Origin of the sequence: Nonomuraea sp. B1E8 (genome assembly GCF_039871515.1) — a bacterium.
Classification (GTDB): Bacteria; Actinomycetota; Actinomycetes; order Streptosporangiales; family Streptosporangiaceae; genus Nonomuraea.
In genome coordinates this window covers 367152-383893 of record NZ_JBDPLS010000006.1, presented here as the reverse complement: position 1 = coordinate 383893, position 16742 = coordinate 367152, and the positions used below count along the sequence as shown (strand labels likewise).

The 16742-nt window shown below is 69.8% G+C and carries 12 protein-coding genes; 5 read left to right on the top strand and 7 right to left on the bottom strand.

What is annotated here, in order from left to right:
• Positions 1-45 precede the first annotated feature (45 nt).
• From ABGA98_RS22410 to ABGA98_RS22400, 3 genes are all read left to right on the top strand, one after another.
• Positions 46-1356: a pitrilysin family protein gene (locus ABGA98_RS22410; protein WP_347620314.1), complete on the top strand. Its 1311-nt coding sequence runs from the start codon at positions 46-48 to the stop codon at positions 1354-1356.
• 121 nt (positions 1357-1477) lie between these two features.
• Positions 1478-2215: a 4-hydroxy-tetrahydrodipicolinate reductase gene (dapB, locus tag ABGA98_RS22405; protein ID WP_347620313.1), complete on the top strand. Its 738-nt coding sequence runs from the start codon at positions 1478-1480 to the stop codon at positions 2213-2215.
• A 364-nt stretch (positions 2216-2579) separates the two neighbouring features.
• Positions 2580-3062: a GNAT family N-acetyltransferase gene (locus ABGA98_RS22400; protein ID WP_347620312.1), complete on the top strand. Its 483-nt coding sequence runs from the start codon at positions 2580-2582 to the stop codon at positions 3060-3062.
• Here ABGA98_RS22400 and ABGA98_RS22395 read toward each other — a convergent pair.
• Positions 3059-3874 carry an AAC(3) family N-acetyltransferase gene (locus ABGA98_RS22395; RefSeq protein WP_347620311.1) on the bottom strand — a complete coding sequence of 272 codons (816 nt, stop codon included), beginning with the start codon at positions 3872-3874 and terminating at the stop codon, positions 3059-3061. The two genes, ABGA98_RS22400 and ABGA98_RS22395, sit on opposite strands and share 4 nt — an antisense overlap.
• A 278-nt stretch (positions 3875-4152) precedes the next feature.
• Between ABGA98_RS22395 and ABGA98_RS22390 the strand changes: the two genes are divergently transcribed.
• Positions 4153-5397: an MFS transporter gene (locus ABGA98_RS22390; protein WP_347620310.1), complete on the top strand. Its 1245-nt coding sequence runs from the start codon at positions 4153-4155 to the stop codon at positions 5395-5397.
• Between the two features lie 9 nt (positions 5398-5406).
• Here the strand turns inward: ABGA98_RS22390 and ABGA98_RS22385 are convergent, their stop codons facing one another.
• Positions 5407-7422, bottom strand: a complete 2016-nt coding sequence (locus tag ABGA98_RS22385; protein ID WP_347620309.1) for a hypothetical protein — start codon at positions 7420-7422, stop codon at positions 5407-5409.
• 169 nt (positions 7423-7591) lie between these two features.
• Positions 7592-7750 (bottom strand): hypothetical protein, encoded by a 159-nt coding sequence (locus ABGA98_RS22380; RefSeq protein ID WP_347620308.1) that lies wholly within the window; start codon positions 7748-7750, stop codon positions 7592-7594.
• Positions 7751-7941: 191 nt separating this feature from the next.
• Here ABGA98_RS22380 and fxsT point away from each other — a divergent pair, with 191 nt between their 5' ends.
• Positions 7942-10458, top strand: a complete 2517-nt coding sequence (gene fxsT / locus ABGA98_RS22375; RefSeq protein ID WP_347620307.1) for an FxSxx-COOH system tetratricopeptide repeat protein — start codon at positions 7942-7944, stop codon at positions 10456-10458.
• A gap of 12 nt (positions 10459-10470) precedes the next feature.
• Here fxsT and ABGA98_RS22370 read toward each other — a convergent pair whose 3' ends face one another.
• The 4 genes from ABGA98_RS22370 to ABGA98_RS22355 all read right to left on the bottom strand — a co-directional run bounded on the left by ABGA98_RS22370 (position 10471) and on the right by ABGA98_RS22355 (position 16741).
• Entirely contained in the window at positions 10471-11754 is a 1284-nt protein-coding gene (locus ABGA98_RS22370; protein WP_347620306.1) for an HEXXH motif domain-containing protein, read from the bottom strand.
• Positions 11751-12983 carry an FxsB family cyclophane-forming radical SAM/SPASM peptide maturase gene (locus ABGA98_RS22365; protein ID WP_347620305.1) on the bottom strand — a complete coding sequence of 411 codons (1233 nt, stop codon included), beginning with the start codon at positions 12981-12983 and terminating at the stop codon, positions 11751-11753. Before ABGA98_RS22365 ends, ABGA98_RS22370 begins: the two co-directional genes overlap by 4 nt.
• A 97-nt stretch (positions 12984-13080) precedes the next feature.
• Positions 13081-15765 carry a hypothetical protein gene (locus ABGA98_RS22360; protein WP_347620304.1) on the bottom strand — a complete coding sequence of 895 codons (2685 nt, stop codon included), beginning with the start codon at positions 15763-15765 and terminating at the stop codon, positions 13081-13083.
• Positions 15758-16741, bottom strand: coding sequence for a hypothetical protein (locus tag ABGA98_RS22355; RefSeq protein WP_347620303.1), 984 nt, complete (start codon positions 16739-16741; stop codon positions 15758-15760). The genes ABGA98_RS22360 and ABGA98_RS22355 overlap by 8 nt, the downstream gene beginning before the upstream one ends.
• Position 16742: the final 1 nt, after the last annotated feature.

Here is a 16742-nt window from a genome sequence, read left to right as displayed (position 1 = left end):
CCAGGCAACCATCATCAGCGGCGGCGTGCTCACGAGGGAGTCTCCGTGAGCACGACCACGTTGCACCCCGGCACAGACGGTGCCGGGGTGGTGAGGCGCACCGTCCTGCCGGGTGGGCTGCGCGTGGTGACCGAGACCATGCCGACCGTGCGCAGCGTCGCGGTCGGCATGTGGGTCGGCATCGGCTCGCGTGACGAGGCCCTCGAACACATGGGGGCCACCCATTTCCTCGAACACCTGCTGTTCAAGGGCACCCCCACGCGTGACGCCATGGAGATCTCCGCCTCCATCGAGGGCATCGGCGGTGAGATCAACGCCTTCACCGCCAAGGAGTACACCTGCTACTACGCGCGCGTCCTCGACGAGGATCTGCCGATCGCGGTCGAGGTGCTCGCCGACGTGGTGACCAGTTCGCTGGTGGCCGAGCAGGACGTCGAGTCGGAACGCGGGGTGATCCTCGAAGAGATCGCCATGCACGACGACGACCCGTCCGACGTGGTGCACGAGCAGTTCGCCGCCGCACTCTACGGTGACTCGCCGATCGGGCGGCCCATCCTGGGCACGGTCGAGTCGATCAACACCCTGGGACGCGACCGGATCGCCGAGTACTACCGCCTCTACTACCGGCCCCGCCGCACGGTCGTGTCCGTCGCGGGCAACGTACGCCACGAAGAGGTCGTCGAGCTGGTCACCAGGGCCTACGAGCGGGCGGGCATGCTCGACGGCCCGGCCGAGTTCGCCCCGCCGCGCACCAGCGGACCCGGTGCCGAGACCCGCTCGGGTGTCACGGTGCTCGACCGGCCGACCGAGCAGGCCAACCTGGTGCTCGGCACGACCGGCATGGCCCGCACCGACGACCGCAGGTTCGCGCTCGGCGTGCTCAACGCCGCCCTGGGCGGCGGCATGTCGTCCCGGCTCTTCCAGGAGATCAGGGAGAAGCGCGGCCTGGCCTACTCCGCCTACAGCTACACCTCGGCCTACGCCGACACCGGCCAGTTCGGCATCTACGTGGGCTGCCTGCCCTCGAAGATCGACGACGTGCTCAAGATCTGCCGCGACGAGGTGTCCAGGGTGGTGGCCGAGGGCCTGACCGCCGACGAGATCATGCGCGGCAAGGGCCAGATGCGCGGCGGTCTCGTGCTCGGCCTGGAGGACACCGGCTCGCGCATGTCGCGCATCGGCAAGAACGAGCTGGTCTACGACGAGCTGATGTCCGTGGACGAGGTGCTGGCGCGCATCGAGGGCGTCACGCCCGACGAGATCTCCGAGGTGGCCGCCGACGTGCTCAACCGGCCGCTCACGCTCGCCGTGATCGGCCCGTACGGCGACAAGGATTTCACCGACGCCATCAGCTGACCTGCCGCTACTCCGCGGAAGCCCCGGTCCTCAAGACCGGGGCTTTCGCGCGATGACCTGCTCGGGCGGCGCGGGCGGGGACGTCGGGAGCGCGCCTGGGCAGGACGATAAGGTTGTCGGTGTGATCAAGGTAGGAGTGCTCGGCGCCCGCGGTCGCGTGGGCGTCGAGGTGTGCAGAGCGGTCGAGGCCGCCACCGACATGGAGCTGGTGGCCGCGCTCGACCAGGACGACGCCATCGAGGGGCTCACGGGCGCCGAGGTGGTCGTCGACTTCACCCATCCCGACGTGGTCATGGGCAACCTCGAGTGGGCCATCGGCCACGGCGTCCACCCGGTGGTGGGCACGACCGGGTTCGACGAGGGGCGGCTGGAGACCGTACGCGGATGGCTGGCGGCATCGCCGGGCGCCAACTGCCTGATCGCCCCCAACTTCGGCATCGCGGCCGTGCTCATGATGCACTTCGCCCAGCGGGCGGCCCGCTATTTCGAGTCCGTCGAGATCGTCGAGCTGCACCATCCCAACAAGGCCGACGCGCCGTCCGGCACCGCCCGGCGTACGGCTGAGATGGTCGCTGAGGCGCGCGCCGAGGCGGGGTCGGCCCGGATGCCCGACGCCACGACCACCGCGCTCGACGGCGCCCGTGGGGCCGAGGTGGAGGGCGTCCACGTGCACGCGGTGCGCCTGTCGGGGCTGATCGCGCACCAGGAGGTGCTGCTCGGCGGCGACGGCGAGATCCTGACCATCCGGCACGACACGATGAGCAGGTCGGCGTTCACGCCTGGCGTGCTGCTCGGGGTGCGCAGGGTCCGCGAGCTGCCCGGCCTCACCGTGGGGCTCGAGCCGCTGCTCGACCTCTGACCTCGCCCCTGGCCGCGCACACGACGTGCCCACCACCGGGCGGTCGTGGGCACGTCGTGAGGAGAGGGTCCCGGCTCCGCACAGCCGGGCCTACGATCACCAAGATTAATACCCGAGGCGAGGTCCGCCCGAGACATGAGATCGTGTCGTCGTGACTCCTCCGCGCCCCGGAGAAAGCGGCTGCTCGCCCCGCCTGCGCGGGGAGACGGCGACCACGCCCTGACCGATGCCGCAAGGCACAAGCTCAAGGCCATCCGGAGGTGGCGGCAATGCCTGAGGTTCTGCCACTGCGCGCAGGCCGTGGCGGCCCTCCCGCTTCCGACTCGCCGTCGCCTGTAGGCGGCGGTCCCCTCAGGAGGCACTGATGGTGCGATGGGCGGACGCGGGGGAGTTGGCCGGGCTGGCCGACGTCGAGCTGGCGGCCGACGGGCTCTTCGCCCAGGTGGGGATCGTCTTCCCGCCAGGGACGACCATGATCGAAGAGGTTGACGACCCCGGAAGGGTCCTGGTCGAGGGGGAGCCGCCCGAGGGGTTCGCCCTGCTGGGCCGGGCCGACGGCAACGTGCATCTCGACCAGCTGGCCGTACACCCGCGCAGCATGCGCAAGGGCATCGGCGGGCGGTTGACGGACGCGGTGATCGACCACGCGCGGGCCTCCGGCGCGCCGGCGGTGACGCTGACGACCTACCGCGACGTGCCGTGGAACGCGCCGTGGTACACCCGGCACGGCTTCGCGGTGCTGCCCGAGCCGGAGTGGGGGCCTGAGTTGCGCGCGCTGGTGGAGCACGAACGGGAGCTCGGCCTCGAGATCGCCCCCCGGGTGGTGATGCGCCGCCGGCCGCTTTAGGGCAGGCGGTGCGCGGCGAACCAGCGGGTGGCGTAGCCGACGGCGTCGGGCAGGGAGAAGAGCCGGGCACGGGCCTGCCCGACCCGGCCGATGCGCACGACGCCCGTCCGCTCGAAGGCGGAGCCGACGACGGCGAAGTCGCTGTCGTCCAGCGCCACGTCCTCGAACGCGTACCACGTCCGGCCACCGCCGTCGTCCACCACGGCCCGGTAGGTGCGGCGCGGCGGGCGCCGGGTGTAGCGGTATTCGGCCAGGTGGAAGGCCGTGCACTTGTCGTAGCCGACGCCGAGCAGCAGCACCGTCGCGCCGGTTTCGTACAGCCTGGCCAGCGGGGAGCGCTCGCCCAGGAGACAGTCGCGGGCGTGTCCGTCAATGATCTTGGCGGCTTGCGGGCCGACGGCGGCGAAGGAGGTCTGGGGGTGGGCGCTGCGCAGTGCCTCCCGCAGCGTGCGGACGTGCTCGGGGATGCGGCCCATGGCGTCGGTTGGGGTCGTCGCCGGGTCGTAGGGCGGCATGCGGGCGCGGTACGCGGCGACTTCGTCGGGCGCCATCCCGGCGATCGCGGCGCGATGGTGGGCAGAGGTGTCGGAGTTGGCGGACGTGCCGGTGGGCACCACCAGGGTCCCGTCGGGCCCGAGCGCACCGCGCAACGCTGAGACGACCGCGCCCGCCCCGCCCTCGACCTGGCCGATCGACCGCAGAGACGAGTGCACCAGCAGGACCTGCCCGTACTCCACTCCGAGCGCCGCAAGGTCGGCGATCAACCGGTCATTGGTCACCATAAGGCGCTGATCACCACGTGACTCCACCATGGGCCACATTATCCAACAGTGATGACCCGTGGTGCCAATATCTGTAGTTCATGCGACAAATAGGGCAAGTCCCCCGAAAGGGTGCGGATTTCGGACTGACTGAAATGGAGATCGTTGCGTCCGCAGTGAAGATCATGTCGGCTATACTCCTGCGGTTTGCAGGTGCCAATCTTCTCCAAAATCTTCCCGTCCATTTGTCGGAAGCGGCTTGTCGCCATGGCCTCCCTGTATTGATGGCAGAAGACACATGCGCCTGAGGGAAACGGCTGGGGCGGGGCGTGAAAGAGAAGTTCACCGTGAGGCGCGACTTTCCGTGCCGGACGAGGGCGACGGATTTCGCGCTCGTCTGGGCGGCTTCGGTCATCTCCGCGATCGGCACGCGCATGCTCGGCGTGGTCTACCCGCTCCTGGCCCTGGCGATGACGGGCTCGCCGGCCGCAGTCGGGCTGACGGGGTTCGTCCTGACGATACCGATCTTGGTTCTCTACGTTCCGGGCGGGGTTCTGGTCGACCGAATACCACCCCGTAGAGTTCTCCTTTTCGCGGAATCCGTGCGAGCGCTCACCGTGGTCAGCGTAGGTGTGGCACTCTCCGTCGGCGGCCCGTCCCTGGGGCACATCGTGCTGGCCGCCCTCCTGGAAGGCGGGATGTGGGTCCTCCATTCGCTGGCGGGCACCTCGCTGATGCCGTCGCTCGTACGACCGGACAAACTGCGTGGTGCGGTGGCCAAGACCGAGAGCACCAACCATCTGGCGTCGCTCGCGGGCAGGCCGCTTGGGGGCTTGCTGTTTGGATTGGGGTTTTTTGTCCCTTTCATAGTGAATGCTGTGCTTTTCACCCTTGCCTATGTCCTGTCGCTCGGAGTGCGCGCCCAACCCCGCAAAGGCCCCGCGCCCCTGCCGCTGCGACGCAGCCTGCTGGAGGGGTTTCGCATTCTGGCGAGCCAGCCGTTCCTTCGCGCGTCGGTCGTGTTGATCACCATCACCAACCTCATGGTCAACGCCCTGATCATGCTCTTCGTCGCCGGCTCGGGTGACCTGACGCCGCTGACGGTCGGGATCGTGCTCGGGCTGGCCGGGGTGGGGGGAACCCTCGGAGGGCTTTCGGCCGCCTACATCAAGCCGAGACGGTTCATGCTCCTCATTCACATGTGGGTCTGGGTCATGGCACTGTCCACCGCCGCCGTAGGAGCGTTTCTGCTCCATGCCCGGCCGGCCTTCTTCGCCATGGCCCTGTTCATCACCGGCTTCGTCGGCGCATTGAGCAACGTGTCGATCAAGACCATGGAGGTGGAGTGCGTGGCCCCTGACATGCTGGCCCGTGTGGTCGGGGCTGCTCGGTTGTCGTCCCACGGCGCCGTCTGTCTTTCCGCGCCTCTGGGAGGTCTCCTGGTGACATGGTGCGATGTGTCGGGCGGCTCGGTCGTCCTGCTCGTCGCGATGACATGTGTGGCCGTGGCCGGCACGGCCATGAGGGGTTTCCGGAGAAGCCTCATACCGCCTTCCGCGCAGCAGCACGTCTGACCGCTCGGATCAGGGAGCGGCATCGACCAGCCGCCTGGCGTCCTGGGCCATGTGCTGCGGAAGAGCGGGGGCCTTCGCGGAGATCGCCCGTTGGGCCAGGTCGACCGCCGAGGAGCTCTCGCCCGCGAGTTGTTCGACCCTCGCGGCGTACAACAGCAGCGGACCGTGCTCCATGTCCTCTTCCGCCAGAGCTTCGACCATCTCCTGCTGGGCCTCCTTGATGCTGTCGGTCTGCGCGAGCGCGAGCGCGTGCGCGACCTTGGCGAACGGCCATCGCAGCGGCCTCGCCCGTTCGAGGTCCTGCAGCGCGGCATGGGGGCGTCCCATGCCGGCCAGGATCTGCCCGCGGCTGAGCAGCGCGTCGATGTTGTTGCCCTCCCTGTCGAGAACGCTGTCGAGTACGCTTACGGCCGCGCCCGGATGGCCGCCATGCCACAGCGCCCACGCCAGCTCCGTCTGGATCGTGAGATCCCCGGGCACCCGGACCACCGCCGCGTGCAACTCGCGTACAGCGATCTCGGGTGACCCCTGCGCCAGCCGGAGCCGCCCGATGGCGGTGAGAAACGGCCCGACAGCGGTCACCGCTCCGGCGGTCTCGAAGCTTTTGGCGGCATCGCTGTAGTGGAGGATCGCGCCCTCGAGATCCCCCCGCTCGTACGCGATATTGCCGAGCAGCGACTCGGCCCGGGCCCGCAGCCGGAGGTCGCCGTCGACGGACCCGGCCAGCGCATCCTCGCAGAGTCCGGCCGCCAGCAGGAGATCGCCCTCGCGCACCGCGCTCTCCGCCTCGCAGAGGAGCTCCGCGGGTCCCGGCTGCGCCGCGTAGAGGTGCGGTGTCAGGTCGTCCCGCTCGACGGGCTGGAGCATACGGTCGTACGCGAGCTGGTACAGCCGTTCGCCCTTGGCCTGGTCCGCCTGGAGGATGCGCCGCTTCACCAGCAGGGCGATCACGGTCCTGCCGATCCCCGCTGTCCTGATCGCGCCCTGCCTGACCGTTCTGCTGCCTCCTGCCGGATCGAGGAAGGTCAGCCGCAACCACGTCCTCAGCCGAGGGTCATCGCCGCTGAACCGGTCGGAGGCGATCTGCCGGAGCTCTCCGGCGTAGTGCCGCGACAGGGTCCTCTCAACGTGTCCGAGCACGTCGCCCTTCGAGATCTCGGTGATCTCCGCGGGCAGCGTGTTCCACAGCGCCTCGCAGACCACCTGGAGCTGGGCCGGGTCGGCGCCCTCTGACTGCGGGCGGCTGCTGGAGCGGGTCCTGACCGTGACGAGGTCGCGTACCAGCCGTTCGGCCGCGCCTTCCGAGAACGCGCGTCCCGTGCCCTGGACCGGCCGGCGCGCCGCCTCCAGCGCGGAGTCGAAGCTCAACGCCTCGAGAGCGAGACGTTCCGGGGCGGAGCCGTCCGCGGCAGGGGCGGCGCGGGTCAGCTCCGGCTCGTACTTCCGCAGTTCCGCCAGCCGATCGGCGCGGATCGACAGCAGCAGGTGGAGGCGCGGATCCTGGCGCAGAGCCTCCGCGAGCTGGCCGAAGAACCAGTCACGGTCGCGCTGATGTCGCCGGCCGCCGGAGAAGAGCTCCTCGACCTGGTCGATGGCCATCAGGGTCAGCGTCGGATCTCCATACGCGTCCCGCTTGACGGGCCGGTTGCGCAGGAACGCCGAAATCGTCATGCCGGCGAGCCGGGTGGGGGGAGCCAGAGGGGACCAGGACAACAACAGGGCGAGGACGTACGGATTATGGGGAGGCAACGCGGCCCGCGGGAAAGAGGACCCGTAGGACACCCGCCCGAGGGGGAGGACGTCGATCCTGTTCGGGCTGAGGAGAGGCATCACTCCCGCCAGAATCAGCGAGGTTTTCCCGATCCCCGACGGGCCGTAAAGGACGCTCAGCCGCTGTGTCCGCCAGAGCTCGCACATCTGATGGGATTCCGCGTCACGCCCGAAGAACCGGTGATGATCCTCGGCGCGGAAGGCACGTAAGCCCTTATAGGGCGTCAGCTGTGAGTCTGTGCCGGCAATAACCATGTCGATCCCATCCGCAGCCGCGTTTCACCGCACATTCCTCCGTGGCGAAAGATGGCACACATCTTCGCGCACGCGGTGGCCGCGCGCACCTGTCCGCAATGACTGACCCGTCCTCCCCGCGAGAAGCGCGGGCCCTCGTGTTCGACTGCGGCAGGAGCGAAGAAATGTTTCAGATGGAACTGTCGAACCTCGCCAGTTGCTCCTTGTCGTCGTTCAGGCAGGAAATCACCGCTGCCCGGAGCGCGGCGCTCTCCATCTCGCCCAGGCTGCTCAGCGGGATGTCGGACACGTCGATCAGGCTGCGGGATGTGTACTGTCCGTCACGCATACGTACTCCGTCCATTTTGGCCACCCGAATATCAAACAACTTGCGAGCACTTATCAGTCGCCCGCCCGGCCGGTCTCGCAGCACGTTCAGACAAGTTCCTTATTATGATTCTGTGATAAGCGGCTCGACTTATCAACCTCTAGGATGAGCCTACGGTTACCGGCTCTTCGGGCGTGAAGCGGAGGATCGACATGGCGGAGCATTCGCAGCCCATGGCGCCTGCACAGAAGATCTGGGAAAGGGTGCCGAAGCGCAATCCCAACTTCACCGGCCGCGCGGACCTGCTGACGGCCCTCAGGAAGAGCATCAACACCGTGACCGCGGTCGTGGCCCAGCCCCAGGCGCTGCAGGGTCTCGGAGGCGTCGGTAAGACCCAGCTGGCGATCGAATACGCGTGGCAATATCGCGATCACTACGACCTGGTCTGGTGGGTCTCCGCCGATCAGCCGTTGCTCGTTCCGTCGGTGCTGGCGGGAATGGCTCAGGCCCTGGGATTGCCGTCGGCGACCAGCACCGGGGTGGAGCAGGCCACGCAGTCCGTGTTGCGCACGCTCGAGAGCGGGGCGCCTTACAGGCGCTGGCTCCTGATCTTCGACAACGCCGAAGAGCCGGAATACATCAAGGACTTCATTCCCCGAGGCCCCGGGCACGTCCTCATCACGTCGCGGAACTCACGGTGGAGTGACCATGAGCCCACCATCGAGGTCGACGTCTTCAGGCGTGAGGAGAGCATCGCCTTCCTCGCGAAGCGGCTGGGCGATGCGATCGCTCAGCCGGAGGCGGACCTCCTGGCCGACAAGCTCGGGGACCTGCCGCTCGCGCTGGAGCAGGCCAGCGCCCTGCTGGCCAGGACCTTGATGTCGGTCGAGGAATACGTCTCGCTGCTGGACGAGCAGACGAGCCGCCTGCTCAGCCTCGAGAAGGCTCCGACCTATCCGCAGTCCATGACCGCCGCGTGGCAACTTTCCGTCGCCCAACTGGAAGATCGGGTCCCCGCCGCGGTCGAGGTGCTGCGCTGTTGCGCGTTCTTCGGCCCCGAGCCCATCCCGAGGGACGTCTTCCGTCGCGGCAACCGAGCGGTCGGCCCCCGTCTCATGCCCATCCTGTCCGACCCGATCGAACTGACCAACGCCCTGAGCAACCTGGAACGCCTGGCGCTGGTCAAGGTCGAGCCGTCCGCGCGCACGCTCCAGGTGCACCGGCTCAACCAGGCGCTGCTACGCGATGAGACCAGTGAGAAGGACCGCACGGAGCTCCGCCACGAAGTGCACCTTCTCCTGGCGGGCAGCGCGCCCAGCGACCCTGACGACACGACCAAGTGGTCCCAGTTCGACGAGCTCGCCGCCCACCTGGAGCCGTCGGGCCTGATCGACTGCAAGGCGCCGGTCTCGCGCAGGTTCGCCCTGAACCTCGTACGGTACCTGTACGTGCGCGGCAGCTACCGGCAGGCGCAGGCGCTGCTGAACCAGTACATCCAGCGATGGGCGGAGGCGAGCGGCGAACGGCATGCCGACGTGCTGGTGGCCCGCATTCACCTGGGTCTCGTTCAGCTGGCCCTGACCATGTACGGCAGCGCTGACCGGCTCATGGAGGAGACCGTCGACCAGATGATCGACGCTCTCGGTCCCGAGCACCCGGAGACGTTGTGGGGCAAGAACAGCTACGCCGGGGCGCTGCGTGGCCGCGGCAACTTCCTTCGTGCCCGGGAGCTCGACGGGGAGGTCTACGAGGGCTACAGGAGGCTGCACGGCGAGACCGACAACAACACCTTCCGAGCGCGCAACAACCTCGCTCTCGACTTCGCCCTCACCAGCGACTACACCGAGGCGCAGCAGATCTTCCAGGAGGTCTACCTGCACAGAAGCGTCACGGAGGGAGTCGGCCGGCGCGTTCTGCTCCTGACGTGGACCAATCTGAGCCGGTCCGTGCGGCTCAGCGGCAAGTTCCAGATCGCGACCGACATGGCCGAGGAAGCGTACACGTACGGGGTGTCACATCTGGGAGACGACCATCCCATCACCCTGCGGGCGGCGAAGGACTTCGCCATCTCGCTGCGCAGGAGCGGGCGGCTGACCGAGGCCCTGGAACTGATGCGCGACACCCACACGCGCCTGGTCCGGCTGTACGGAGACGGCAACGCCGACACGATGGCGGCGGCCATCGCCCTGTCCAACGCGCTGCGGGCGGCCGGTGAGCTCGGAGAGGCGAGGGAGACGGCGCAGCGCGCGCTTCCGCACTACCCCGGGGTGTTCGGCGACGATCACCCGTTCACCCATGCGGCCCAGGTCAATCTGGCGCTGCTCATGCGCCTGGACGGCGAGGCCGCCGCGGCGCGGGAGCTCGATGAGCGGTCCTTGGCCGCTCTCTCCGAGCGGATCGGCCGGGATCACGACTATTCCGTGACGTGCGCCATCAACCTGCAGAACGACCTGGCCGCGCTGGGCCTGCACGAGCAGGCCCGCCTGCTGGGCGAGGAGAACCACCGGCTGATCCAGACCCGCTTCAACCCGGACCACTACCTCAGTCTCGTCTGCGCCGCCAACCTGGCCCAGGACCTGCAGGCGACGGGGATGAAGAGAGAGTCGGAGCGGCTGCTGACGGAGACCATGCAGCGGCTGGGCGCGGTCATGGGGCGTGACCACCCGGAGACCCTCGCCGTTCTCGCGGGTGAGCGGCTCAACAGCGACTTCGACCCGCCGCCCATCTGATGCCGGCCCGCGTCACGTGGGGGTGTCGGCCCAGGCCGCTCTGTGCTCGTCGGACCGCAGCCGGGCCTTTACGGCCGCGGCCGGCGTGACCGGCTCGGCCAGCCAGCGGGCGAGCGTGTCGCGCAGCGTGGTGACCAGGTGGGTGCCGGCCTCCGTCAGCGCGCCGCTGCCGAGCAGGGTGCCGGTGACCTGGTACGCGGCCTCGCGCCAGCGGGCGAACTCCACCTGCGCCCGCTGGGCGTGCTCCGGGTCGCCGGTGTGCCGCCGCCAGAATCCCGCGACGCCCGCGTGCGCGTACGCGCCGTGCAGCAGCCCGAAGACCGGGCGAGGGTCGGGACGCCACGGCGCGTAGAAGCGGCGGCCGTCGTCGGGGGCGACCAGCTCCACCACCTCGCTCAGGGCGTTCAGCTTGGCGTGCTGGAGCTCGTGCGTCAGGGTGAGGGCCATGCCCATCCCGTCGATCGGGTCGGACAGCGCGATCGTGCCGAACGTGTCCCGCGCGGAGGCGCTGTGCTGTTCGAGCGACGTGGTGACCACGGGCGTGAGCACCGAGATCGCCGTCGCGAGCTCACCGGCCACCGCTGGGTGGCGGGTCAGCAGCACCTGCCAGGCCTCGCGCAGGGAGGCCGCCCATCGTTGCCGCCGCTCGCCGGTCAGGCGGTCGCCGACGTCGTCGCCCGGCCAGCGGTAGGGGTCGAGGTCGTCGATGGTCATGCGCACGTCCGGTGAGACGCGGACGTGATGCAGGAGCTGCCAGCCTGGCCCGTCGTCCGAGAGGCTCACCCGGTGCGCGCGACCGCCGGCGTGCAGCTCCGCCCCGTCCTGCGTGGGTTCGATGGTCGCCTGGACCACCTCGGGCAGGTCGCCGGACAGCGCCAGCAGCCCGAGCGAGGGCAGCATGAGCTCGCCGCCGCGCACCGGCACCTCCAGGTGGCAGGCGCTGCGGGTGCGGATCGCCGCGGCCAGCGCGACCGCTGCGAGCCGCCCCGGCTCGCCGCCGCCGGCGGGCAACTCCCGGCAGGTGCGCAGCGCCCAGGCGCCCACCGCCGGATGGCGCAGGCAGCGGCCCACCTCCGCAGGGAAGGCGGTCTCCACCTCGGACAGGGTCTCGTAGGCGCGGGACACGAGGGCGGCGTGCGGGTGTCCCGCCTGGCGTGCCTCTGCCACGAGCAGGCGTACGAGGAGCCGGTGTTTGCTCGCCTGGGCGGCGCACAACTCTCCCACGGCCTGCGCCCCTCCCTCACCCGCGGCCAGCGCGGCGAACGCCGCGCCGGACACGTGGTGGACGGCGCTCATCCGGCTCCCCGCAGCCGTGCCACATCACGCTCGCAGCGCGTCGCGATGTGGGTGATCAGCCGGTACAGGTCGGGACAGTAGACGGACGGCTCTGCGAAGCCGGTGACCGGATGGTAGCGGTGGGCGTAGTGGCCGCCCCCGCAGACGGACATGAGATCACAGCGGTGGCACGCGGCGGAGAGCGCCTGCTCGCCGATCTGCCTGGCGACGATCGCGGGGTGCCGTAACGCCCTGTCGAGGGAGTCGCTGAGCACGTGGAGCCGGGTTCCGGTCGCGCCGTGATAAGCGCTCTTCAGGATGTCGGACTGCTCGATGCCGCCGTTGGTCTCGATCACGACCATGCGGACGGGCGACAGCCCGACGCGTTCCGCCCGGGAGGAGCCGCCCATGACCAGGCGCATGATCTCCCGGAAGAGCCGGACCTCGGTGTGCAGGACCGGGCTCTCGTACCAGCGGTCGAAGATGGGGATCAGCCAGTCGGCGTACGGCGTGGCCGGCGAGCCGGGCTGGCGGAAGGGCGGCGGCGCGGCCCAGTTGCCGTGCGGCAGCAGGAAGTCGACGGCCGGCGGGTCGTACTCCAGCAGCGCCTCGTACGTCCGCAACGGATCGTTGCGGACGTCGATCGTGCACAGGATGCCGCTGAACAGGTGGTGGTAGGGCCCGGCGGTCAGTCGCCACAACGACTCGCTGACCTGGGCATGGCTGCCGCGGCCGTCGGCGAAGCGGCGGTGGCGGTCCTGTCCTTCGGCGTCGCCGTCCAGGCTCACCCCGACACGCACCTCCAGCGACTCGAACAGCCGCAGGTACGGCTCGTCGAGCCGCACCCCGTTGGTCTGGACGTTGACGTTGACCCTGGTGCCCGTGTCGACCGCGCCGCGCACGCCTTCGACCAGCCGGGTGATGAGCGCGGGGCCGGCGAGCAGCGGTTCGCCGCCGTGCAGGATGACGTCGATCTCCGGCAGGTCGTGGTGGGTGGCGTGTTCGGCGATCCGTTCGATCGTACGGTCGGCGATGGCGTCGGACATCCTGCGCGGCTGGTCGCGCCAGCCCTGGTCGGCCATCTCGTACACGTAGCAGTGGCGGCAGGACAGGTCGCAGCGGCTGTGGATTTTCACGATGAACTGCTGAAAGGCGAGCGGTTTCCATCCGGTCGCCAGCAGTGCCTCGACGTCGAGGAATTCCGGGAACCCCAGGGTGAGCAGTGGTCTCGATGCAGGGTTTCCTGACAACGGATACCTCTTCGCTCTCGCGCCCCAACTGGCCGTGGTTCATGGCGGAGTGCTGCGTTGGACCCCGGTCCTTATGTCTCATGACTCGAACGGCACGTCAAGATTTATGGCGATTTAGGCGCTTTTCTTCTTGATAATAGAGCAACTCCTCAAAAAACAGGAAGAGCTCATCGATTTCCGCGATGAGCGGCAGCCAGTCGTACGTGCCGAGTCCGCCGGGCTCCAGCGGCGACAGCAGGTGGGCGGTGGCCCTGAGGGCACCCGGCGGGATCTCGATCGGCATGATCCGGCCGTCGCCGTCGCGGAAGGCCAGGGCGATCGGGTGCAGCAGCCCGCGTACGCCGAGCGCCTCCAGCGCGAGCTCGGCCGGCTGCCAGGGCATCGCGCTGTCGGCCGGCTTCGGTGTGCCCGTATTGGCCAGAGCCACGAGGACGCGCAGTTCGGGAGGCAGATCGCGGAGCACGCGCGGCAGCAGCTCCGACTCGGCGTGCCGCTGCCTGCGTGCCAGCAGGAGCAGCATCTCCGGACACCCTTCGCGCAGCCCACGCAGCACGTCCGGCACGCACTGGGTGGGCGAGCGCTCAGACACGGCCAGCCGGCGCCCGAGGGCCTGCCTGACGATCGCGAGCGGCTCGGCCAGCATGGCCTCCACAAGCCGCTGGTAACCGTCGTCGGGGTCCTCGCGGAGCGCGTAGGCGTAACGTCCGACCGGATCTGTGGCGTGCGGGCCGGCGCGCGTGCCCGCCTCGCGGGCCAGGCGGTCGAGGTCGCGCCTGGACTCGGGGCCCGCCACGGCGTGACGGACGTTCGATGCCGCCGGCGACCTCCAGAGCAGGACCGCGGCTCCGAGCGCGGCGACGCCGCCGGCGATCAGCGCCCACCGCAAGGGGAGCACGCCGACCGTCGTCGCCGCGGCGAACAGAGCGGCCGCGGCGACGACGGCCAGAGCCAGCAGGGAGAGCAGCCTCGCCCGCCTGCGCACGGCGACCGTGGCGGCCCTGCTGAACTCCAGCCAGTCGGCCGCGGCCCGCGCGTTCCTGGCCTCGGTGATGCGTTCCACCAGCTCCGCCCGGCGGGCCGGCCAGTCGGGGCGCCGCTGCCGCTCGCGCTCCAGCCGCTCGGCCACCTCGTCGAGCCTGCGCTGCAGCGCCAGCACCTCGCCCTGGCGCGCCGCGACCAGCTCGTCCATCCGCGTCCGCAGCTCCCGCAGGGTCTCGTCCTGCGGGAGCTGCTCGCCGGAGCCGGCCGGGATGGCGGCCAGCCGCTTGACGAGCTCGTCGAGCGCGCGCACGAAGCCGGGGGAGCCGTCGGCGACCAGGACCACGTGCATGGCCTCGCGCAGCACGGTGAGCACGGTGGGGCTGACGTATCCCGAGACCAGGAGCGCGGTGAACGTCGCCGGAGCGCCGGTGCGCCTGGTGACCAGCTCGTCGGCGATGGCTGCCTCGTCGTCGAAGAAGACGGCCTCGGACAACCTGATCACGGCTCTCGGCACGGAACCACCGGGCAGCTCGAACGACGTGACAGTGCCGTTCTCCTCGACCCGCTCGGCGGCGATCCCGCAGGCGCGCAGCTCTCCCTCGACAAGGGTCACCAGGGCGGCGAAACCGGGCGCGCGCGCGTGCCGGGCGGCGGCGGCCGCGACCAGCCCGGCGTCGATGAGTCCCCCGGGAGCCGCGGCGTCGAAGCCGGCCCAGGCCAGCTGGAGGAGCAGGCGGATGTTGCCGCCGCTGTGCCGCAGCAGCTCCAGCACGCCCGCCTCGGTGAACGGCCAGATGTCGTCGCCGTCCGACTGCCGGGCGGCGTTGATGTACGTGGCCAGCACCAGCGTCGCCTCGCCAGGGGTTAGCGGCAGCATGTGGCAGGCGCCGGCGCCCAGCCGCTGGCGGAGATCCTGCGGCAGGCACTCCCAGCCCGCCTCGCTCGCCACAAGGACGAGCATCCCGCGGGCCCGCGGGACGGCCTCGACCAGACCGTGCAGGATCCCGATGTTCCCCGGCACCGGGTCGCCGTCGTCGAGCAGGAACTTCTCGCACTGGTCGAGCACCATCACGAACGGCCGTCCGCCCCTGGTCACCAGCCTGGTCAGCAGTTGCAGGCCGTAACGGCAGGTGAGGGGATCGTCGATCTGGGCGCTGACCCCGAGCGCTCTGGAGGACTCCGGGCTGATCGGCCGCCCGCACAACCAGTCGTAGGCGTCGTCGGCGAACCCGGGCCGCGTCAGGTACGACAGCGCCCGCTGGAACTGCGGCCAGTCGCCGGCCACCGCGGCGATCTCCTTAGCCTGCTCCTCCAGCACCTCCCCGGTCTCCACCGGATCGGGAACGAACGGGCCGGACTGCCGCGACTCCCCGGCGGCCGGCTCCACCGCGCGGCCGGACAGGTCGTCCGCGAGCGTGTCGAGGTAGCTCAGGCTCAGCTCCGCCAGCAGGCTCAGCGGAAGCTGGGAGACCATGCGCCGGTACGCGGCCACGAAGTCGTCGTCCTGGAATCTCAGGTAGAGCTGAACGGCGTCGGGAGCCTCCTCGTTGACGGCCGCCATCATGGACCGCGCGGCGTGCGTCTTGCCGATCCCATGGGCGCCGTACAGGCAGGACAGGCCGCCGTCGCCGTCGAACGCCGTCAGGTAGGCCCGGGCCTGGCGCACGACGTCGCGCACGCCCGGCAGGAGCGCGGTGGGCGTGGTGCGCGCCCAGTCGCTCAGGAAGCCCGGCAGGGACGTCTCCTCGGCGCTGGAAGTGCCACGGGCGGGGAAGGGGTTGCGCGCGGGGTAGTCAGCCATCGATGCCTCCAAGCCCGTTCCATCTCTCGCGCTGGTACATCCGGTTCACCAGCCAGCTCTCGGGCATGTGCAGGTCGTCCGTGGGCCAGGGGTCGTCCTTGTCGTACTCGCGCAGCCGGAACTCCAGCAGCAGCTCCAGATGTTGCATGGCCCGGCCGATGGTGTACGGGCGCCCGCTGAAGGCGCTCTTCACACCTTCCTCGTGGAAGGGGGAGGGCGGCCGGCCCGTCCAGCGGTCGCGCGCCAGGTGGGCCACCTGCTCCCCGGTCAGGGCGGCCAGGTCCACGACGCACACGTGGGGCGCCAGCCGCTCGCGTTCCGCCCTGGTCAGCCGAAAGGTGTTGGCGTGGTCGTAGTCGTCGACCGTGAACACGACGACGGTACGGGTGTGCGCGAACACCTGGGTGGCCAGGGTGATCAGCTTCTTCGTCGGGACGCTCTCGTACCTGATGCCGAAGCCTCCCTTGGCCGCGGCGAAGGTCGAGCCCGTGAGCCCGGCGATCTCCTGCAGGTCGTACGCGTTCATCTGGTCGATGTGCGCCCGCCTGCCCAGCTCGGTGAAGCGCTCGCGCAGCACCTCGGGGATGGCGATCGCCTGCTCGTTCATCTTGTTGCGCAGGGAGAGCAGCGTCGAGCACATCACCGGATAGGGGTCCTGGGTCATCTCCTCGGGCTCCGCGCAGTGGGTGGCGAAGCTCTCGCCGAGCCCGGCGGCGTCCCTGTAGAGGCTCATCACGTGGTTGGCCAGGGACGTCCTGCCGCTCTTGCTCACGCCGTTGATGAGGAAGAACACCGGGCGATTCCCGCTGACGCCCGTCTCGACGGCCTCCTTGATCGTCGCGAGCCGCACGAAGCCGGCCAGCTCCAGCAGGCGTGCGCGGTCGGCGTCGTCGGCGACGGCGTTGAGCGGCCGGCAGGTGTACGGGTTGCCGGACTGCAGGCCGTAGAGCTCGTAGCGGGCGGTGGCGGGCGGCATC